The sequence below is a fragment of the Vallitalea pronyensis genome (genome assembly GCF_018141445.1).
Taxonomy (GTDB): Bacteria; Bacillota; Clostridia; order Lachnospirales; family Vallitaleaceae; genus Vallitalea; species Vallitalea pronyensis.
In genome coordinates, this window is sequence record NZ_CP058649.1 from 5,593,158 (window position 1) to 5,614,786 (window position 21,629).

Here is a 21,629-nt window from a genome sequence, read left to right on the forward strand (position 1 = left end):
TTTTAACGGTTCAGTTCCGTGTAAACCGTCAGATGACATCCCTTTTATTGTTTTATCCCATAATAACGGGTGAACTTAGTAAAACCCCATTATGGTAGATATCTTGTTTGTGTGGCTAACCACTTCTGCTCATCCGTTGTAAGATACGCGGATAGTTTATCGTAGACTTCTTGATGGTAGTTATTCAACCATGTTTTTTCTTCTGTTGTAAGCATGGACACATCAATACCCTTTAAATCAATGGGACAGTAGGATATCACGTCAAAAGCCATGAATCGGCCATCATCATTCTTAGCAACTTCAGTGACTAACATATCATTTTCTATACGGATACCGTGTTTATTCTCTTTATAGACTCCTGGTTCATTGGTTAAGAGCATACCTTCTTCTAAGACAATATCCTGCATACGCATATGAATACTGGCAGGTCCCTCATGAACACCTGATAGATACCCTACAGAATGTCCTGTGCCGCATTTGTAATCCATATAGGCTTGCCACATTGGCTGTCTTGCGATACTATCAATATGTGTACCTGTTGCACCATGTAAGAACACAAGCCGGTTAAGGGCAATATGCGCCTTAAGCACAAGGGTAAAATCACGACGTTCTTCTTCTGTTATATCACCTAGTACGATGGTACGTGTGATATCTGTTGTACCATCATAATATTGTCCTCCAGAATCCACCAAGTATAGTCCTCTGGGTTCTAATACTTTTGCGGTCTCCTCTTCTGCTTTGTAATGCATCATAGCCGCATTGCCTTTATAAGCGGATATGGTATCAAAGCTGTCTTCAATGTATAAGGCTTGCTGCTTTCTAAAAGCACTTAATTGCTCAGCAGCTGTCATCTCTGTAACATGCTCTGTAGCCACGGCTTTTTCCAGCCAATAAAGGAATCTAACAAGGGCTACGCCATCTTTTATCTGGCAGTTTTTGAGATTCTTAATTTCCGTTTCATTAAGCTGCGCTTTCATCATCATAACAGGATCATGGGTTTCTATAAGGTGACTTGAAGGGTGCACCTTCATGCGCAATGCATTGTTCAGTTTTGAGGGATCATAGATCACCCATGTATTTTCGGTTGTCTCACGAATATCATCCAATATCTGATCATAGGGTCGTATAACAACGGCTTGTTCTTCCAGACACAGTCTCACACTCTCTGGTAATTTCTCCAGCTGTAGATAGAGAACAGCTTCATCTTGTGTTAGCATAGCATAAGCATATGTGACAGGTGTATAGGCTATGTCACCACCACGAATATTGAATAACCATGCAATATCATTAAGGGAACTCATTAAGTAGACATCTGCTTTTTTCTCAGTCATGACTTGACGAATAGCTTGAATTTTTTCTTCAGCTGATTGTCCTGTATAGGCTATATCATGGTAAAAGATCGTTGCCTTGGGGAGCGGTGGACGATCGGTCCATATACGACTCATCAAATCAAAATCCCCCACACATGTGATGCTGTCATTAGCGATAACCTCTTGAAGATCCTTAACGTCATTCACGGAAAAAAGGCGTTGGTCAAAGCCAATACGTTGACCTGATTCCATGTGGTCTCTTAACCATTCTTGATAAGTGGGTACCCCTGGTATACGCATTTTATATAAGACCATGTCACTATGGCTAATCTGTTGTTCCGCTTGAATAAAATAGCGCCCATCTGTCCACAAGCAACTATCGGTTAACGTAATGACTACTGTCCCGGCTGAACCGGTGAACCCTGATATGTAGGCTCTGCTTTTATAGTAATCTGCTACATATTCACTTTGATGAGGGTCAGCACTGGGAATAATATAGGCTGATAAACCTTCTTTTTTCATTTCTTCACGTAATAAGGCAATTCGCTCATTAACTGTCTGTTTTGTACGCATTATCACAACATCCCTTCTCTCATGATTATTATCTTTTACCCATTGTATCAAAAATGGTAAAGCTTTAATAGTCTTATTAAAAAAACATCATTATAATAACTCAGCCTATTGTTTTATTTATTTTTCATTAGTGTAAACCCCATGAAGTCACTTGATTTTAGTCATACAAAGAAGCTGGCCTTAACATGCTTACCAGGTCCAGCTTCCTTATGCTTACATGGGTTTATCATTCCATAACTAATATTTTTATGCCATGGTTTCAATGAGTTTTAGTAACATGTTAACATCATCCCTTATCATGTCCAGTCCACCTTTGAAGAATGCTACATCTGTCAAGTCTATACCCACATGTTGACCAATATCATAGATGGTGTTTTTACCTGTGGCTCTTAGTAAGGTATCGTATTTGGTTAGGAAACTGTCACCCTCTTTTTCGTACATGGCATAGAGACCTTTAGCAAACAAAAGACCAAAGGCATAAGGGAAGTTATAATAATTGCGGTCCACATAATAATAGTGTACTTTATTGACCCACATATATGGATGGTTATACGTATGGTCCAATCCATCACCATAGGCTTCCTTTTGAGCTGATGCCATCATGTCGCAGAGCTTAGAGACCGATAGTGTCGCATGCTCACGTTGTTTAAACAAGTCATCTTCAAACAGAAATCGACTATATATATCCATGATAATCGCCATATACCTTGTGACCTGGTCATGAAGGATAGCAAAACGTTTCTCATCATCCCAATGTGCCATGGCAGATTTTATAATAATGGTCTCACAGAAAGTAGAAGCGGTTTCTGCAATGGGCATGGTATAGCGTCTATTGTATAGATGTTCATCTTTCAAGCAATGGCCATGGTAACCATGACCCAATTCATGGGCAAGGGTAATCACATCGGAAAGTGCGCTGTCATAATTTAATAGAACGCGGCTCTCCCCTATGGGAAGGTTATAACAAAATGCTCCTCCTCGTTTGCCAGCTCTTGGCTCAACATCCACCCAGTTTTTATCAAAAGCCATCTGAGCAAAATGCGCTAAGTCTGGATTAAAGTTATGGAAATTATCATATACGATTTTCTTTGCTTCTTCATAGCTCACCAAAGCATTATTTTCACCCAGTGGGGCATAGAGGTCATACCAGGGCATACCTTTATCATGACCCAATACGTGAGCCTTCTTCTTCATAAACTTACGAATAAGCGGTAAGGCCTCTCGCATTGTTTCTAATAAAGCGTCCAGAATGGATGGGTCCATACGTGAATAAAAAAGGGACATATCCAGTGGCGAATCAAAATCCCTTAAGTGAGACTGGGTGATGGCTTCACCTTTAATACCATTGATGCATGCTGCCATAGGGAGTGTTATTTTCTCATAAGCTTTTAGCTCACTCTCATAGGCACGCTTACGTACCTTTTGATCTTGTGCATAAGCCATATTACGTACAGCGCTTATAGGCTTGGTTTCTTCTTTCAAGCCATCCACAGCAGGTAAATCAACCTGAAGATTGGATAACAGCTGCTGGTGCAATTTCGTCCATGCTGTTGACCCTGTATTTTTCATCTTTGCGATAATAAGCTCTGTATCGCTGTCTAAACTATGTTGCTGTTTTGCAACCATTTCATGTAGTATAAAAGCATGTTCTTCTAAATATGCTGATGTGTGCAATAGGTTATCCAGTTCATCCAGATGACTAAGATAACTCTGGAACATAATGTCGAGTTCTTTTATATCCGGTTCAACGGCCTCAATCCTGTTTAGCTTCTCTTGAGCCACTTGATGGGTCGTATTTGTTGAAGCTTCTAACCTGGCATAAGCTTCATATCGACTGGATTTGAACTTAATGGATGTCAAACCCGTCATCATATGGGTGATTTTCTGAGAATCACCTATGGCCTCATTATCTCTGTTATTTTGAAACCATGTTTTTAATGTTTTAATGTCTTCTTTTATTTGAGCAAGATCTTGCTCCATTTTGGGGTCGTCAAATGATGTATAAAGTGATGTTAAATCCCAATATGTACTCATATGTTTCTCCTTTCATACCTAATACATAATATAATTATATTATAAATGAATGCATGTATGCTGACTAGAGGTTTATTCTTTATTTATACCCTTATTGATGAAGCCATTGTTCAATTCAGGACTCCTATAACACAAAGTAGAGGCAAACTCTTTGAGTCGCCTCTACGTGACAATATTCGTGTACTATTTTACATTCATGAAACATATTTATTTTTTAGATGGACAGCTATCCTCCGAAATACAGCCACTGCATCCGCTGCAGTGTTTCCCTGCTTTCTTATCTTTCCGCATTTTATAAATAGCTAATCCTATTAAAAGAATAACAATAACAACAGCTATGACATCTCCCATATTATGCTATCTCCTTTTGTTGTCGGCTTCTATTTATGCCTGCTACTCCTTCATCTTTATGACGTTTAATAAGCGTGATGAGCAATACGACCACTGCTGCTAAGATAATGATCGATGCTACAAAACCTTCAGCAAGTTCACCATATACAATAAGTGTACCTATCTGATTAACTAATAGTGCAATCACATAGCCTACACCAAACTGTACCCCAATGGCTGCCCATAACCACTTCTTAGAATCCATCTCTGCGTTCATGGCTCCAATGGCTGCAAAACAAGGAGGTGTAAACAGGTTAAAATACATATACGATAGTGCACTGACCGCTGTCAAACCACCTGTTGCAATCAGTACATTGGTACTGCCTGGTGTATTCAATAGGGATTCTGCGTTATCACCAAATAATGCGAAACACACAGCAAGGGTTGCAACAACATTTTCTTTGGCAATGAAGCCCGTCACAGACGCTGCTGCAAACTGCCATATACCAAATCCTAATGGAATGAATAAGAATGCTACAGGTTGTGCAATAATGGCCAACATGCTGGAGCTTACGCCTTCTTCACCTACAAGATTGAAACTGAAATCGAAAGATTGAAGGATGAATACGGCTGCATTACACACTAAGATAATGGTACCTGCTTTAATGATAAAGCCTTTCGCTCGGTCAAACATGGATAAAATCGCTCGTTTAAAACTTGGTAAACGATATTCTGGTAACTCAATCATAAAATAATTGACTTCTGTATCTGCCTTCGTTATACGCTTAGCCAGTAAACCAACTAGAATAATTAATAAGATGGCTACAAAATAAGTAACAGGTGCCATCCATGGTGATTGAGGAAAGAATACTGCAACAAATAATGCGATAATAGGTACCTTAGCACCACAAGGCACAAAAGGTGTTAACATGGCTGTCATTCTTTTTTGTCGCTGACTTTTAATGGTTCTTGTAGCCATTACACCGGGAATGGCACAACCATATCCTACAACCATAGGAATAATGGACTTTCCTGAAAGACCAATCAATTTAAAAAATCTGTCCATAACCACAGCAACACGTGCCATATAACCACAATCTTCTAATAATGAAAGGAAGAAGAACAGCACCATGATTAGTGGCAAGAAACCAAGAACTGCACCTACACCACCTATAATACCATCAACAATAAGAGCTGTTAAAAAGGCATTGGTACCAGCCCCTTCTAATGCGCCTGCTACGCCATTGGTTAAAGCTTCCATACCCATTTCTACATATTCTGCCAATAAGGGTCCAATCCACGATTGGGATATATAAAACACCGCCCAAAGTATCAGACCAAAAATTGGAATACCTAACCATTTATGTGCAATAATACGATCCACTTGATCTGCAACAGTTACCGTATTAGATTTAACTCGCCTTACCTCCACTTTTTTTGTTATTTGATTAACAAAATCAAACCTTAAACCATCCGCTTTTTTTGCATCTTCTTTGGATTTAATTTGGAAATGATCCTCCAATATTTTAGGTGCTGCTTGACCACCTTTACGTTTTCCTACTCGAATAGCAGCTGAAGCCAATTCCTTAAGTCCATTTTCCTTCAAAGCAGAAGTGGCAATAACCTCACAATTAAGTAAGTTCTTAAGTCGTGGTATATCAATGGTTAAGCCGCTTCGCTGGACCATATCTGTTTTATTGAGAGCAACAACAACAGGAATACCTAATTCCAATAACTGTGTTGTAAAGAATAAACTTCGATTTAAATTTGAAGCATCAACGACATTGATAATCACATCTGGGTTTTCACCCTTTACAAAATCACTTGTGATATTCTCCTCAGAAGTAAAAGGGCTCATGGAGTATGCCCCAGGCAAATCCACAACCATCACTTCATCGGATTTTTTTTCTTTCAGATGTCCTTTTAGTTTGGCAACTTTTTTATCAACTGTTACCCCAGCCCAGTTACCAACATGCTCAAGCTTTCCTGTTAATGCGTTAAACATCGTTGTTTTACCACTATTAGGGTTTCCTGTTAATGCAATCTTCATCTTATACCACCTTTTATCTCTTATTTTTGATATTGAATGTCATTATCGTTAAATAACTGTACATATGTGCACATAACCATATACAGTAACCTTGATGGATTACTGTATAGAACCTATTTACTTACGACCTCATTAAATTTAAATATTTCAATCTGTTATAAAAGACTGCATCATTCTATGCCACTTGAATGATTTTTGCTAGTGCTTCATCAATACCATATCGGCTATCCTTAATATTGATAATATAATTTGTCGCAACCCTAGATATGATGGTTACTTTTTCACCTTCGTAACAACCAAGAGAAAATAAAAATTTTACCATATCATCTTGACCGGATACTTGGTGCACCGTGTATTCCTTATTGGTTTTTGCTTTTGATAAACTCATATCCTATCACATCCTATCTAATAATATGTAAATTAAACAGCGTTGTGTGACAACACCATTATGACTTCAGTACAGACTCATGTACTACCTTACTATAGGTCTATAATATCAAAAATGATAATCATTGTCAATATCGTTTTTTGATTTAGTGAAAAAGATTATCAAAATCATAATAAAAAGGACCTCCTCCGTACGATGTAGGAAGCAGTCCTTATCTATTCTTACTTTTCGTATGCTTTATATAACATAGCAGCACCAATGATACCAGCATCATTTCCCAGCTCAGCTACTTGTATTTTTGTTTTAAAAGCTTTTTCACCACCATAGATTTCATTAATAATCTCTTTGTGAAGGGGTTGAATCAGGTTATCACCTTGAGCTGACACGCCCCCGCCAAGAACAATGACTTCTGGTTGGAAAATGTTAATGACATTCACAAGACCTACTGCTAAGTGCTTAATGTATTGGCTAATAACTTCTTGAGCCGTCTTGTCACCTGCTTGGGCTGCATCAAAAGGTATCTTAGCATTCATCTTGGTTAAGTCCCCATGAACAAGCTCATTCAGTTTTGATTCTGGATTGTTTTTAGCTGCTTCTTTGGCATCTCTGATTAATGCCGAAGCAGATGAATATTGTTCCCAGCAGCCTTTTCGTCCACAAGTACATACAATGCCATTAAAATTAATGGAAACATGTCCCAATTCAGCACCACCATAAAAACTACCATCAATGATGGTACCATTTATAATGACACCGCTGCCTACGCCTGTACCTAATGTGATGGCCACTAAATCATTATAGGATGAACCAGAACCACACTCATACTCACCCAGTGCCGCTACATTAGCATCATTACCAACGAATATAGGTTTATTGATATACTTTTGCATCTCATCACGAATAGGGGTGTTATGGAAATTCAGGTTATTGGCATAAACAATCATACCATTAACCGGGTCGGGTGTTCCAGGACTTCCTACACCAATGGAATGAATGTCGTCCATGGATATACCGGCTTCATCCTCAACAAGCTTTATGGCCAACATAGCCATATCTTTAATAATGGCTTCTTGCTGGCGTTCATTCATCGTAGGTGTAGAACCTTTTCTTATGATTGTACCATCCTCAGCTACAATAGCCGCTGCAATGTTTGTTCCTCCTAGGTCAATACCAATATTATACATAGCGTCCTCCATCAATCTAATTTATTTATTTTTTTCTGCATGATCTCTTTCTTCGCTTCTTTTTTTGAGATTACCCATCACGCGGTTATTAAGTTCTTCAGCTGCATTATAACCCATCTGTTTCTGACGATGGTTAATGGCTGCCGATTCAACAATGACAGCAATGTTTCGACCTGGTCGAATAGGAATGGAATGACAAGTCACTTTGTTTCCTAGAATCTCAATAAACTCTTCTGTAAGTCCCAGACGGTCATATTCTTTCTCAGGGTTCCATAGTTCCAGTTTAATAACCAAATTAATGTCTTGGACCTTTTTAACGGATTCAACACCAAAGAGCGTCTTGACATCAATAATACCGATCCCACGAAGTTCAATAAAATGTCGAATAATATCCGGTGATGAACCAAGTAGTGTATCCTCTGATATCTTCTTAATCTCCACAACATCATCGGCAACCAATCGATGACCTCTTTTGATGAGCTCAAGGGCTGATTCACTCTTTCCTATACCGCTCTCACCCATGATGAGCACACCTTCACCATATACATCCACTAAAACACCATGAATGGAAATTCTGGGAGCAAGTTTCTTTTTGAGCCATCCGATAATCTCTGCCATAAAGTAAGATGTTGCTTTATTGGTTTGGTATATGGGTACACCACTTTTACGAGCAGCATCCAACATCTCTTCAAATGGTTCTAGTTCTCTTGACATAATCAAACATGGTATTTTACTACAAAAGAGTGTGCATATCACTTCTTTACGTTTGGTCTCGTCCATTTTTTCTAGATACGTATATTCGACCTTCCCCATAATCTGTACTCTCTCTGAATCAAAATAATCAAAAAACCCAGCTAGTTGTAACGCAGGACGGTTGATATCGGAATGTGTGATGGTTATACCTTCTATATCAACAGTTGGTGTTAGATTTTTCAAGTTCATCTTGTTAACAAGCTCTTTTAACTCAACGGAATACATGATTATACCTCCTATGGCTTTTAATTAAAAGTCTATCGACTTCATATTTTAGCATATTATGCCCTATTTATCACTAGATATTTTATAGTTCTTATATTCTGTGTCGTAGATGTGGCTGAAATTAATTCCAATGACTCATTTAATCCTTATTTGCTTTTGAACTGCTTTTATCTTCATCTCTAAAAAAATGGTAAACGGTATTGGCTACCCGCTGACTGATACCCACCACTGCTTCTAGATCACTGAGCTCAGCTTGTCTTATTTTTTCGACTGAGCCAAAATGCTTGATTAACGTAACACGTCTCTTTGGTCCAATCCCTTCAATATCATCCAATATGGATTGTATTTGCTGCTTACTTCGGAGTTTTCGATGGTATTCAATGGCAAAGCGGTGAGCTTCATCTTGAATTCTGGTCATTAATTTGAAGCCTTCTGAATGGGTGTCCATGTTAAATTCCACATTCTGATAATACAGTCCCCTTGTCCGATGTTTATCATCTTTTACCATGCCGCATACAGGAATCCGAAGACCTAAAGTATCCAATACTTTTAAGGCAATGTTGACTTGGCCTTTTCCACCATCCATTAATATTAAGTCAGGCAGTCGTGTAAACTTGCCTAAACTTACATCTTGTTTCTTAAGAAGCATTTCTTTTTGTTCTTCTAAGGCATGGGTAAATCTACGGGTAAGGACTTCCTCCATGCTCTTATAATCGTTAGGTCCTTTTACGGATTTAATACGGAACTTTCGGTAATCACTGCGTTTAGGTTTTCCTTCTTCAAAAACAACCATGGAACCCACTGCTTCAAATCCGTGAATGTTAGAAATATCATAGGCTTCAATACGCGTAACGTCATCGTCTAAGCAAATTAAATCAATGAGCTCTTGTACGGCACCTTTGGTCCTTCGGTCTTCTCGTTTCATTCTCTCACCAAACTGCTGGAAGGTCAGTAAAGCATTCTGTGCAGCTAACTCCACCAGCTTATGTTTTTCACCTTTTCTTGGCACTTTTATATAGACTTTTTGACCTCGTTTGTTATCCAGCCAGGCATTAATGATATTGGCTTCATCTATTTCTTCTTGGAGAATAATTTCTTTGGGAATATAAGGGGTTCCCGAATAGAACTGTTTCACAAACGTTGTCATGACTTCTTGTCTATGTAAATCTTCCACACCATCCAGATGAAAATGTTCTCGTCCAATGAGCTTACCATGACGGATAAAATAGACTTGAACCAAGGCCTCATCTTGAGACTTGGCAAATGCAATAACGTCTTGGTCTTCCATGGAAGCATTGATGATTTTTTGCTTGCCAGCAATACTTTTAACACTCATTAATTGGTCTCTATATTCTGCAGCCTTCTCAAAATCCATATCCTCTGAAGCCTGCTTCATCTTCTCTTCTAATATACCGATGACTTTATCGTACTTTCCACCTAAGAATTCAATGATTTCATGGATATGTGCGCCGTAATCCTCTCGGCTGATATACCCCTGACAAGGCCCATGGCACTGTTTAATATGATAATTCAAACAAGGTCGCTCTTTCCCAATATCTTTTGGCAGCCTACGATTACATGTTCTTATCTTCCAGATTTTCGTAATGACCTCAATGGTCTCCTTAGCACCGGTGGCATTGGTATAAGGTCCAAAATACTTGGCCTTATCCTTTTTCAGCTCTCTGGAATAAATAATACGTGGATACATTTCATCAACAGTCACTTTAATATAGGGATAAGCCTTGTCATCTTTTAACAAGGTGTTATATTTGGGCCGATGTTTCTTAATCAAGTTACACTCCAGAATCAGTGCTTCCAGTTCAGAATCCGTCACAATATACTCGAAGGACTTGATCATGGTTACCATCTTTCTTATTTTGTTGGAATGATTGGTCGATTTTCGAAAATACTGCCTTACACGATTCCTAAGCTTAATGGCTTTACCTACATAAATAATATTATCGTACATATCCTTCATAAGATAAACACCTGGTTGCATGGGCAGATTCTTCAGATTCTCTTCAATATCAAACATCCTCATCACTCCCTTCTTTCAAACTTCTTCTTATTCATTATAAGCGTTTATCTCCTGATATTGCAACTTATATAAATTGTGATAGATACCTTTTTTTGCCAGTAATTCTTGATGGGTACCTGTCTCTTTAATCCGTCCCTTATGCAAGACAATGATTTTATCTGCATGTTGAATGGTGGATAAACGGTGTGCAACAACCAAAGTGGTTCTGCCTTCCATCAACTTATACAAAGCATCCTGAATCAACAATTCTGTCTCTGTATCAATGTTGGCTGTGGCTTCATCCAATATAAGAATCGATGGGTCAAAAGCTAAGGTTCTTGCAAACGATAGTAATTGCCGCTGACCAGCGGAAAATGTTGCCCCTCTTTCCAGGACTTTTTCATTATATTTATCGGGTAATTTCGATATAAATTGGTGAGCATTCACATATTGAGAAGCTTCCTTAATCTGATCATCTGAAATGCCCTCTTCTTTTAATCGAATATTGCTTTTAATATCCCCTGTAAATAAGAAGACATCTTGCAGCATCTGTCCTATATGTGATCTTAATTGTTTCAACTCAAGGTCTTTGATAGGATGCCCATCAAGGAAAATCTCTCCTTTTTGAATATCATAGTAACGGCTCAAGAGATTTAAAATGGATGTTTTTCCCGCACCTGTTGCACCTACAAAAGCTACTGTTTCCCCTGGTTTCACATTAAAAGATACATCTTTAAGCACCCATTCTTCCTCATTGTAAGCAAACCAAACATCCTTGAACTGGATCTCACCTTTCACGTTTTCCAGTTGGAGGGTATTGGGTTGATTTTCAATCTTATCCTCTTCATCTAATAATGTAAATATCTTTTCTGCTGAAGCCATGGCAGCTTGCAAAATATTAAACTGTTCAGCCAATTGCTGAATGGGATCAAAAAAGGTAGAGATATATTGAATAAATATAATCAGCTTTCCAATGGACATACTCCCTTTAATGACCATGTACCCCCCAACGCCAAGAACAATGGATAAGCCCACCACATATAAGAAATACATGGTTGGTCTGTATATACCAAAGATAATTAACTGTTTCAGGTGGGATTTCTTCAAGTCATTATTGGCCTTATCGAATTCTTCCATCTTCTGCTCTTCCTGAGAGAAAATCTGAACAATACGCATGCCAGAAATATGCTCAGACAAGAAGGTATTAATGGCTGCAACTCTTGTTCTTACTTCACGATAAAATTTCTTTGAATAATGCCGAAAAGCCAAGCTGGCTAAAATAATAAAAGGTATCACAAGAAAAATAACAAGGGTTAAACGCCACTCTAACACAAACATCATAATGGTAATACCGATTAACATGAGTACACTCTTGACGGAGTTGACAATAACACTTGTATACATTTCATTAAGGGTTTCCGTATCGTTGGTAACCCTTGTGACTAATTTACCAACAGGGTTATTGTTAAAAAATCGGATGGATAAGCTTTGTATATGGGAAAAAACCTCATTCCGTATGTTATAGATGATTTTCTGCCCTGTATAGTGTAAGATGATGTTTTGAAAGTAGCCCACTAATAGACCTGCAATTAATACCACCAGAAAGATGATGGTGATTCGAATAAGACCATTAATTTGAGACTTTCTAAGTGCCTGAATATCTTTTTCTTCAAGCTGTATCACGTTTTGCGTTGTATCTTGATACGTCACATAGTAGCCATCCGCTTTCGCCTTTACTTCTGAGACATCTTTCATCATATCCAGTTCATCTTGTGTCAAATCCACTGCCAAGAAATAAGGTTTTTTGTAGGTTTCATCATAGATAATGCGTGCCTTCTTGGCCTCTGGATGGTTCCCCTTCTTATCTTCCATAACATAGATGTTATCAATGGATATTGCCCCTTTTTGGTTTTGATCAACCATGATATAGGGTGTATCATATTTGGATATCATATCATCCACAGCAGAACCAATCAAAATAGGTCGAAGCAGCTCAACGCCTACAACACCTATGAGCAAAATTAATGAAAAGGCTATCCATAATACATAAGGCTTTGCATAAGCGAATAAGCGTCTTATAATGGCCTTATCATAGCCTTTTTTCATATCACCAGCTTCATTATAATCCATATGAGCCACCTCCTATTCCTTTTCCAGTTCTTTTTCAAGCTGTTGTTTCTGAACCATGTCATAATAGGTACCTGTTTGAGCCATTAAGGATTCATGGGTACCTGACTCAATAATACGTCCCTCATCCAATACAATGATTTTATCACTGTTCTTAATGGTGGATATACGATGTGCGATGATGATGGTGGTTTTGTTGGCACGTTCTTCATGAATATGACCCAGAATCTGCTCCTCCGTACTGGTATCAACCGCTGATACCGCATCATCTAATATCATGATTGGAGGCTTCTTAATCAACGCTCTGGCAATGGATACACGTTGCTTCTGCCCCCCCGATAAGGTGACACCTCGTTCACCAATGACTGTGGCATACTGGTCTGAAAAGGCAATAATATTCTCATGTACATTGGCCTGTTTCGCCACTGTTTCAATAGCTTCTACGTTCTCTTCTGATACACCAAAAGCAATATTCCTTGCAATGGTATCAGAGAAAAGGAAATTATCTTGGGGTACATAACCTACTGCCTCACGTAACACTTTAATGGGTAAGTCTAACATATCATGACCATCGATAAAAATCGTCCCTCTTGGGGGATTATACATTCTCAAGAGCATATTGACTAGGGTTGTTTTACCGCTACCTGTACGTCCAATAATACCTAATGTTTCGCCTTGATTTACCGTTAATGAAATATCATCAAGTGATTTAACCGCTGCACCAGGGTAAGTGAAGTCCAGATGCTTAATGCTGATTTTACCTTGAAGGGCTTCAATCTGCTTCACGGTCTCATCATCAAAAATATCTGGTTTCTCATTGAGTAAGGTTTCAAACCTAACCAAGGAAGCAGAACCTTGTGATATCAGGGTAATGCACCATCCAAAAGCCATCATTGGCCAAACCAGCATGAGTAGATACTGAATGAAAGCCACAAAATCTCCTAGTGTTATACGTCCAAGAATGGTGATGTAGCCACCATACCCTAAGATAATGGCAATACTAAGTCCTGTAACCATCATGGCTAAAGGCATCATCAGTGCAAACAATTTTACGACGCGCATATTTTTATCGTAATTATTACGATTGGTTTTACTAAAGGCGATACATTCCTTGGCTTCTTGGATAAACGCTTTCACCACATGTATGCCCGAGATATTCTCTTGAACCATATCGGACATATGCGCAAAAGCCTCCTGCTTATCCTTAAAACGAGCATGAATGGTCTTGCCAAGAAATAAACTTCCAATAGCAATGATAGGAAGGGGAATAATGGCTACCAAAGTCAGCTGTACACTAATAACCGTCAACATCTGGTAGATAACCATAATGGTGAGAGCTATGGCATCAAAAGCCATCAATACGGCAGGACCTACCATGGCTCGAATGGCATTCAAATCATTGGTGGCATGGGCCATCAGATCACCTGTCTTATGCTCATTAAAAAACCTTAAGGATAATGTTTCGATATGCCTAAAAAAATCATTCCTAAGACCATATTCAATCTTCCTAGATGTACCGAAAATAAAATAACGCCACACAAAACGAATACTGGCAATAAGCAGACCTAGTAAAACCAATGTACCGACCTGACTCATTAAATCATTTTGTGTTAATGTTTTCTTTTGCAAACCATCGGTGATACTACCCGTAATTAACGGGATTTGCAATAAGAGCACATCCACAATAACCAGCGCAATAAACCCAATGAAATAATGGCCTTTATACCTTTTCATGTACTTCTTAAGAATTGATGGGGATGACTCACTTTCTTCACCACGTAACCTCTTTAACCTCATGCACATTCACTCCCAACGCTACCATCGTATTATATAATTCTTTTTATGGTCCATGCATATACCTCTTCATCAGACCGATGGGTATCAAAAATATGTTGTTTTGCCTCATGGCTGCACATCACATCCACGACAACCTTTTGCTCTACCTTTTTCAACGATTGCTGCAACAGATGTCCTTCCACATCACATCGCTTGCTTTCTATAACCAGAGGAATATTTCTACAACTTTCAATAAGCATCCCTTCACCATCACCATCTGTAAGAGCAGCCCACCTTATACCCGATTTGTATTGTACATCATGAACTTCTTCTAACTTACAGTAATATAAACCTTCTTTTGCACCACTATTTTGACCCGACTTGGTATTATGTGGACCTTTACCAAACCAAGAAAAATCATTAAACTGACCTGGAATTTCAAGGACCATACCCACTTGAATATCTTTATTGGATGAGCGCACTCGATGCATCATCATGATGGACCCATCTGCCTCAATGGTATAAGTGGTTATAATCTGACCTCTTAGAGGGGGGCACCTTCTGATAATTTTAATAGATGCTACACCACTTTCCTCATGGACACGTACTTCTTTAACTTTTGTGGGCTCTAATCGTTCACCTTGATAGGCCACATATAACCGCATGGGCGCTAGCAAATATTCCAGTTTATCAAATTCAGCAGAGCGTATATGTCCTTTTAATTTATCAATAAGGACTTCAAAATTATCACCAGCCACTTCAACTTTCAGTTTTCGATTGCGTACCCGGAGATTTTTCATCACTGTTTTTTTCTTTTTACCTGGAATCTTATAGGGAATTCGGTATTGTGCCCATGCTGATACGTGATCTTTGGGCACCCACCATGTATCTTCTTTTGTCACCAGATTAATATTCATATGATACCACGCATTTTCTAATATGTGTTGCATATCATAATCAATCTGGGTTTCCATCTCTTCTTGCAAAGGTAAGGTAATATCTTGTAGTTCACCTTTCTTAATGACCATACCATCCTCTAGTATTTCCCAATTAAGGGTATATGCCTTCAGTTCGTCAGCATCACCTATATTTTTTATCACAAAAATCCCTCTAATAATGTCTTGAGGACATATCTGAATGCATTCATAGTGCTTTTTAATTTCATAGGCAAAGGACGTAGGATGATGGCTATGATCTACGATACTGGTGCCAGAAAGTGGTTCCTGTTCTTGATGTTCAGGCCAATAACTACCGATTATACTCCCTGCATATCTATCCATCTTATCTTCATGCCATGTGGTATCATCATGAGACATGATTTTCTTCAACTGTATCATATGGTCATCATAAGGTATGTTTACCTGATCCATATAGATGGGTCGAGAATGGTCAGCTACCTTTACATGCCTTATTACTTTTGTCACATCATCGTTTTCACTTGTAAGGGACCACATGATGATGGATGGATTGTTTTTATATTGAAATATTGTTTTGGCTATTTCATTTTCTTGCTCACATCTATCCTCATCACTCATCTCTTGTACGTTACTTTCCCTACCCAAGCTCTTAATGACATACAAACCATATTGATCGCATAGGGTACATAACGCATCCGTTTCATGGTCTTCATCTAAAAAAATTGTGTTAATATTATACTGTTTGCACGTTTGAATAACTTTCATAAACTGTTGATGAGAATCTTGGTTGCCTGCTTCATGGGCTTGATGATTATAATGTATGGCATGAATCCTTGTGATATGCCCATTGATGTATAACTTATGATCTTGTATATGTATAAACCGAAAGCCATATGTAAAAAATCGTTCCGATAAGACGGTATTACCCTCATCTTTTATCACCATCTTAAATGTGTAGCATTGGGGCTTATGGCTGGACCAACGCTCCACATCATCCAACTCTGTTTGCAAATTGATTTTATATGAATGGCTGCCTGTTAAAACCATACGTGTATCTGTTAACAAGCTCTCTACAGGGTCTAACTTCCATAGTTCAACTTTAATGGGCTGTATCCCTGATAGCTGATTTATCATAATCGCATCAACACTCATATGCACATGGGAATAGGCCGTATTGAGGGCTACACAACGAATATTATAATGACTGATGTAGATGGCTTGTTCTTCCATGTCTGCTTGATAATCCTGCTTCGGCTCTGCTGATTGTATACTTGTATTATCCAATATTTTCTTCACCCCTTAATAATGTACCCTACCCGATACTGTTTTTATATCCTCTATGATGTGCAATCCTACACTATAGAGAAACAGCGACCTTAGTAGTCACTGCTTTGGACATTTAACCCTATTCTATATGTCTTATTCATGTATGACTTCTTCCTTATTCTCCTTTGGTTTGGAATAATTAGAAAAATCTTTTATGATATTGTTAGGAATAATATGTAGAACATCTTCTTCATCCCGTAAGGTAATAGACCTTAGATTCAAGTCTTCTACCACACCTTTGTAAGCATTGACTTTAATCACGTCACCGATGGTGATATGATCTTCCATTAATAACATCATACCCATAATCAGGTCTTTTACAATGTTTTGACTAGCGAATCCAACGGCAATACCACTCACCCCTGCTACTGTAATGATTGACGTGGTATCAATACCAAGAACACTATTTAGAAACATGGTTACAGCTACAAAGATGATAATGACTTTAAAGATGTTGTTGCTTACTTTTTTAATGGTTATGATTTTATTCATGTTTTTCTTATGCTTTGACATCATATCAAAATAGCGATTAATCATCATTTGTCCACTGCTTAGTACAATCATGGTAACAACGACAATGATAATACCTTTGACGAGAGACCATAAAATTATATTTTCTGAAACCATACTTACTAAACTTTCATTCATACAAACACCCTTCATATTATCGCTTCTTCATTTAAAACCATTTATCCTTTAATAAGGTCACGTCACCATTCTTTGCATGCCTTTTACGACATTTACCTTGTATATTATACCACAAAATACTTTCACAAAAAAGTCAATAAAAGCATCTTTACCATATATCCTGTTTATGATTATCGTTTTCATAAATGATTAATAGGATGAATAATGACATTTTTCTTATTATGACCACTGTCACCTGTTGAAACATATCATTTTTATGGGTACGATACGAATTGTGACTTTCTTCTAAATTAATCGTGCAATTTTTCTCGTGTTTTTTTTAGAATTTTGTTGGTTTCAATTGACAAACCCTTCTATATATATTAAGATGAAAATTGTATGCAATCATGTATACCCTACGTTTTTACGGGAAAAAATGCTGTTTATGGTCAAGTGAATGACCTCATGATGAATGACGTTTTCCTTTATGGACCATCTACGCATGGAGACTATAGAATCCTTTCGGATTAATTTTTAAAACCACATAGAGGAGGAATTTAAAACATGTACGATAATGTAAAATTATTAGAACATCCATTGCTTCAACACAAGTTAACCCTATTACGTGATAAAAACACAGGTTCCAAAGATTTCCGTGAACTTGTGAAAGAAGTTGCCATGTTAATGGGATATGAGGTGACACGCAATCTACCTTTAAAAGAAACAACTATTGAAACACCCATATGTAAAACCAAGTCACATATTATTTCTGGTAAAACCCTTGCCATTGTTCCTATATTACGTGCTGGGCTTGGTATGGTAGATGGTATGTTAGGTTTATTACCAACTGCAAAAGTAGGTCATATTGGTTTATATAGAAATGAAGAAACCCTTGAACCTGTAGAATACTATTGTAAACTACCAAAAGATATCGAAAAGAGAACCGTCATTATTACAGAGCCTATGCTGGCTACAGGTGGTTCTGTTGTTGCCGCTGTTAAGTTATTAAAATCATATGGTGTAAAAGACATTAAAATCATGTGCCTTGTTACTTCCAAACCTGGTATAGATGAAGTTGTGGCGCATCATCCAGATGTACAAATCTATACAACAGCTATTGATGAAAAGTTAAACGAAATTGGCTATATTACACCTGGCTTAGGTGACGCAGGTGACCGTATCTTCGGTACAAAATAATACATTAAGAACTATCATCATATCATCGTTACTTGTTCTTCTTATAGGCTAAGTCTAATGGCCCATGATATGATGGTAGATTCTTCTCTTATTCCTGTTTAATATATTACATACTTACTACATTTCTCATAAGAAAATCTTACAAATTAAAGGACATTTTTAAACCATCTGCATATGGTATATTATGGGAGAACCCTGTAATATACACACTTTCCCCTCCTAGACAGATATTTGACACTGAATTATTTCTCTCTGTTCATTCTCGAAACTTAACTAATACATTCATAAAATGGAAATAATTGTATTTTCAAGTAAACTCTTGCATTCTTGGCAAATTAATATTATAATAATCATGTAATAATTAGTTAATATTTTCGTAATAACTTAAATCATGATGACGATTAAGTGAAATAAACCATTATTTCTCCCATTGCTCATCATCATGACACATGAAAACTTATATATTGATTGACCTTGCCTACACAAAAAGAAAGCATCATCTTTCAATATATAGAATATTTTGCCTGAGTTTACAAAGAATAGTATTAGCACTAGGAGGTTCAATGAAATTATGAAGAAACGCGGTATTGGTAAGTTTACCTTTGGTTTATTAGGAAGTCTGTTACTAACAACGAACATCTATGCAAGTTCAGTGGGTGTTGTTAATGTGGAAAATCTTAATGTTAGAAGTGGTCCAAGTACATCCAGTTCTATCATTGATTATGTCCATTTGGGTGATGTGATTGAAATTCTTTCAACCAAAGATGAGTGGCATAAAATTCATATGGATAATAAATCAGATGCCTATGTACATAGTCAATATGTGGAAGTAAAAGATACACAATCATCTCTTGTTTCCAGTGAAGAAGCTAATTTATTTGATGGTCCAAATGTCATGGCTGGCATTATTGGTACATTAAAAAATGGACAATCTGTAAAAGTACTCTACGCGGTTGATGATTGGTATTACGTGGAAACGGAACAAGGTAAAGGCTATATCCATTATAAGACTTTATCTGCTACGAAATCACCTGAAACTGTGACACTGACCCAAGCTTCTAACCCTCAAGAGATTAAAAAAAGATATGCCGTAGTCACAACAAGTATACTGAATGTTAGACATGAACCATCAACAAGTTCTAAAAAGATTGATAAAGTATATCAAAATAATGCTTTTGAAATTATCAGCGAACTTGAAGATTGGGTATCCATAAAAACTGCAAACGGCTCAACTGGTTATTTGCATAAAGATTATGTCTCAATCTCAGACGAGGTTCCAACCATTACAGAAACGTCTGACTTAAGGCAGCAAGTTGTGAACTACGCGCTACAATTTAAAGGTAATCGTTATGTATACGGCGGAAACAGTTTGACTAAAGGTGTTGATTGCTCAGGATTTGCACAACAAGTCATGAAGAAATTTGGTATATCCATTAGTCGAACATCCCGTTCTCAAATTAACGATGGGCAACGTATATCTAAGAGCGACTTATTACCTGGTGACCTTGTATTCTTTGGCTATAATGGACGCATTAATCATGTAGCAATTTATATGGGCAATAACATGATTATTCATGCCAATAACCCTGAATCAGGTATTATTGTTAATGCACTGAATGATCGAAGAATGGCTACTTATATCGGTGCTACAAGAGTTATTAAATAAATTATCCTAATAAACCCGTTTTTTCATAAATAATTGCGTTGAATCAACATGATGTATTGGACATGGGATCATGTCACATCAACAACCGTTCAATATGTACATACGTTTTTATGATGATGATCATAAAAATGCCTAGCAAAAAGACTGCACTTCACCATGCAGTCTTTTTATTATGGTTATGACTAAAAATTTTCTAATATATGACGCTCTGCTCCATAAACAGATATAGCCCCATCTGCAGCTGCTGTTACAATCTGACGCAGTGTTTTTTGCCTCACATCACCTGCTGCGAATACGCCTTTGACACTTGTTTCACAGCTTTCACCTGTGATAACATAACCTCTATCATCGCAGGTCACTTTATCAATAGCTAACCTGGAATTAGGCTCTGTTCCAATACCGACAAAGACACCATCCACAGGAAGCTCATATGTCTCTTCTGTTTTGTTGTTGTAGACCATAATTTTCTCTACTTGGGCACCACCAGCAACTTCTTTCATCTCTGTATGCCAAAGAATTTCAACGTTCTCTTGCTTAAATAACTGTTCTTGCAATATTTTAACAGCACGTAATTCATCGCGACGATGGAGTAAATAGACTTTTTTACACATACGTGATAAGAAAATTGCATCTTCAACAGCTACATCACCACCACCAACGACAGCTACTGTGAGGTTCCTAAAGAAAGCACCATCACATGTGGCGCAATAAGATACACCACGACCTGTAAAAGCTTCTTCACCAGTGACACCAAGCTTTTTCCAGCGGGCACCTGTTGCTAAAATAATGGTTTTGGCTTGGTAACCCCCTGTGGATGTGATAATTTTCTTGACAGGATCATCTAATTGTAAGTCCATGACTTCTTCTGTTTGAATAGCAATACCTAATTTCTCTGCATGCTCACGCATTTTGGTGCTGAGTTCAAATCCCGTTATATCTGGAATGCCTGGATAATTGTCCACTTCATAGGTATTTACAACCTGTCCGCCAGGTATTCCTTTTTCTAGAACAACAGTCTTTAACATGGCTCTTTGGGCATATATAGCTGCTGCCATGCCTGATGGTCCTGAACCAATAATGACTAAATCATAAATCTCCGACATCAGTCTTCACTCCTTTTAATGTGCAT

Annotated in this window: 15 protein-coding genes; 2 read left to right on the plus strand and 13 right to left on the minus strand. The window is 37.7% G+C overall.

Annotated features, from left to right (window positions below):
• Window positions 1-89 precede the first annotated feature (89 nt).
• The 12 genes from HZI73_RS23405 to HZI73_RS23460 form a co-directional block, all read right to left on the minus strand.
• Window positions 90-1,883 (minus strand): aminopeptidase P family protein, encoded by a 1,794-nt coding sequence (locus HZI73_RS23405; RefSeq protein WP_212695752.1) that lies wholly within the window; start codon window positions 1,881-1,883, stop codon window positions 90-92.
• Window positions 1,884-2,129: 246 nt separating this feature from the next.
• Window positions 2,130-3,917, minus strand: a complete 1,788-nt coding sequence (locus HZI73_RS23410) for a M3 family oligoendopeptidase (protein WP_212695753.1) — start codon at window positions 3,915-3,917, stop codon at window positions 2,130-2,132.
• A 207-nt stretch (window positions 3,918-4,124) separates the two neighbouring features.
• Window positions 4,125-4,268, minus strand: a complete 144-nt coding sequence (locus HZI73_RS23415) for a FeoB-associated Cys-rich membrane protein (RefSeq protein WP_212695754.1) — start codon at window positions 4,266-4,268, stop codon at window positions 4,125-4,127.
• Between the two features lies 1 nt (window position 4,269).
• On the minus strand, window positions 4,270-6,297 hold the full coding sequence (gene feoB, locus HZI73_RS23420) for a ferrous iron transport protein B (RefSeq protein ID WP_212695755.1): 2,028 nt from the start codon (window positions 6,295-6,297) through the stop codon (window positions 4,270-4,272).
• Window positions 6,298-6,472: 175 nt separating this feature from the next.
• On the minus strand, window positions 6,473-6,685 hold the full coding sequence (locus HZI73_RS23425) for a FeoA family protein (RefSeq protein ID WP_212695756.1): 213 nt from the start codon (window positions 6,683-6,685) through the stop codon (window positions 6,473-6,475).
• Window positions 6,686-6,906: 221 nt separating this feature from the next.
• On the minus strand, window positions 6,907-7,869 hold the full coding sequence (locus tag HZI73_RS23430; protein WP_212695757.1) for an ROK family protein: 963 nt from the start codon (window positions 7,867-7,869) through the stop codon (window positions 6,907-6,909).
• Window positions 7,870-7,890: 21 nt separating this feature from the next.
• A complete protein-coding gene (hprK, locus tag HZI73_RS23435; RefSeq protein ID WP_212695758.1) occupies window positions 7,891-8,847 on the minus strand; it encodes an HPr(Ser) kinase/phosphatase in 957 nt (318 codons plus the stop codon).
• Between the two features lie 139 nt (window positions 8,848-8,986).
• A complete protein-coding gene (gene uvrC, locus HZI73_RS23440; RefSeq protein ID WP_212695759.1) occupies window positions 8,987-10,882 on the minus strand; it encodes an excinuclease ABC subunit UvrC in 1,896 nt (631 codons plus the stop codon).
• Between the two features lie 30 nt (window positions 10,883-10,912).
• A complete protein-coding gene (locus HZI73_RS23445) occupies window positions 10,913-12,994 on the minus strand; it encodes an ABC transporter ATP-binding protein (RefSeq protein ID WP_212695760.1) in 2,082 nt (693 codons plus the stop codon).
• 12 nt (window positions 12,995-13,006) lie between these two features.
• Window positions 13,007-14,788 carry an ABC transporter ATP-binding protein gene (locus HZI73_RS23450; RefSeq protein WP_212695761.1) on the minus strand — a complete coding sequence of 594 codons (1,782 nt, stop codon included), beginning with the start codon at window positions 14,786-14,788 and terminating at the stop codon, window positions 13,007-13,009.
• Window positions 14,789-14,817: 29 nt separating this feature from the next.
• A complete protein-coding gene (locus HZI73_RS23455; RefSeq protein ID WP_212695762.1) occupies window positions 14,818-16,980 on the minus strand; it encodes a beta-galactosidase domain 4-containing protein in 2,163 nt (720 codons plus the stop codon).
• A gap of 123 nt (window positions 16,981-17,103) precedes the next feature.
• Window positions 17,104-17,658: a mechanosensitive ion channel family protein gene (locus HZI73_RS23460; protein ID WP_212695763.1), complete on the minus strand. Its 555-nt coding sequence runs from the start codon at window positions 17,656-17,658 to the stop codon at window positions 17,104-17,106.
• Between the two features lie 543 nt (window positions 17,659-18,201).
• Here HZI73_RS23460 and upp point away from each other — a divergent pair.
• Complete coding sequence (gene upp, locus HZI73_RS23465) at window positions 18,202-18,834, plus strand: uracil phosphoribosyltransferase (RefSeq protein WP_212695764.1); 633 nt, start codon at window positions 18,202-18,204, stop codon at window positions 18,832-18,834.
• 571 nt (window positions 18,835-19,405) lie between these two features.
• Window positions 19,406-20,500: a C40 family peptidase gene (locus HZI73_RS23470; protein WP_212695765.1), complete on the plus strand. Its 1,095-nt coding sequence runs from the start codon at window positions 19,406-19,408 to the stop codon at window positions 20,498-20,500.
• Between the two features lie 182 nt (window positions 20,501-20,682).
• On the opposite strand, the gene trxB is transcribed toward HZI73_RS23470, so the two are convergent.
• Window positions 20,683-21,603, minus strand: a complete 921-nt coding sequence (gene trxB / locus HZI73_RS23475) for a thioredoxin-disulfide reductase (RefSeq protein ID WP_212695766.1) — start codon at window positions 21,601-21,603, stop codon at window positions 20,683-20,685.
• Between the last annotated feature and the right edge of the window lie 26 nt (window positions 21,604-21,629).

Excerpts from the sequence above, each read along its gene's own strand:
- HZI73_RS23405 (WP_212695752.1), bottom strand. The coding sequence starts at position 1,883 with ATGCGTACAAAACAGACAGTTAATGAGCGAATTGCCTTATTACGTGAA.
- HZI73_RS23410 (WP_212695753.1), bottom strand. The coding sequence starts at position 3,917 with ATGAGTACATATTGGGATTTAACATCACTTTATACATCATTTGACGAC.
- HZI73_RS23415 (WP_212695754.1), bottom strand. The coding sequence starts at position 4,268 with ATGGGAGATGTCATAGCTGTTGTTATTGTTATTCTTTTAATAGGATTA.
- feoB (WP_212695755.1), bottom strand. The coding sequence starts at position 6,297 with ATGAAGATTGCATTAACAGGAAACCCTAATAGTGGTAAAACAACGATG.
- HZI73_RS23425 (WP_212695756.1), bottom strand. The coding sequence starts at position 6,685 with ATGAGTTTATCAAAAGCAAAAACCAATAAGGAATACACGGTGCACCAA.
- HZI73_RS23430 (WP_212695757.1), bottom strand. The coding sequence starts at position 7,869 with ATGTATAATATTGGTATTGACCTAGGAGGAACAAACATTGCAGCGGCT.
- hprK (WP_212695758.1), bottom strand. The coding sequence starts at position 8,847 with ATGTATTCCGTTGAGTTAAAAGAGCTTGTTAACAAGATGAACTTGAAA.
- uvrC (WP_212695759.1), bottom strand. The coding sequence starts at position 10,882 with ATGTTTGATATTGAAGAGAATCTGAAGAATCTGCCCATGCAACCAGGT.
- HZI73_RS23445 (WP_212695760.1), bottom strand. The coding sequence starts at position 12,994 with ATGGATTATAATGAAGCTGGTGATATGAAAAAAGGCTATGATAAGGCC.
- HZI73_RS23450 (WP_212695761.1), bottom strand. The coding sequence starts at position 14,788 with ATGAGGTTAAAGAGGTTACGTGGTGAAGAAAGTGAGTCATCCCCATCA.
- HZI73_RS23460 (WP_212695763.1), bottom strand. The coding sequence starts at position 17,658 with ATGAATGAAAGTTTAGTAAGTATGGTTTCAGAAAATATAATTTTATGG.
- upp (WP_212695764.1), top strand. The coding sequence starts at position 18,202 with ATGTACGATAATGTAAAATTATTAGAACATCCATTGCTTCAACACAAG.
- HZI73_RS23470 (WP_212695765.1), top strand. The coding sequence starts at position 19,406 with ATGAAGAAACGCGGTATTGGTAAGTTTACCTTTGGTTTATTAGGAAGT.
- trxB (WP_212695766.1), bottom strand. The coding sequence starts at position 21,603 with ATGTCGGAGATTTATGATTTAGTCATTATTGGTTCAGGACCATCAGGC.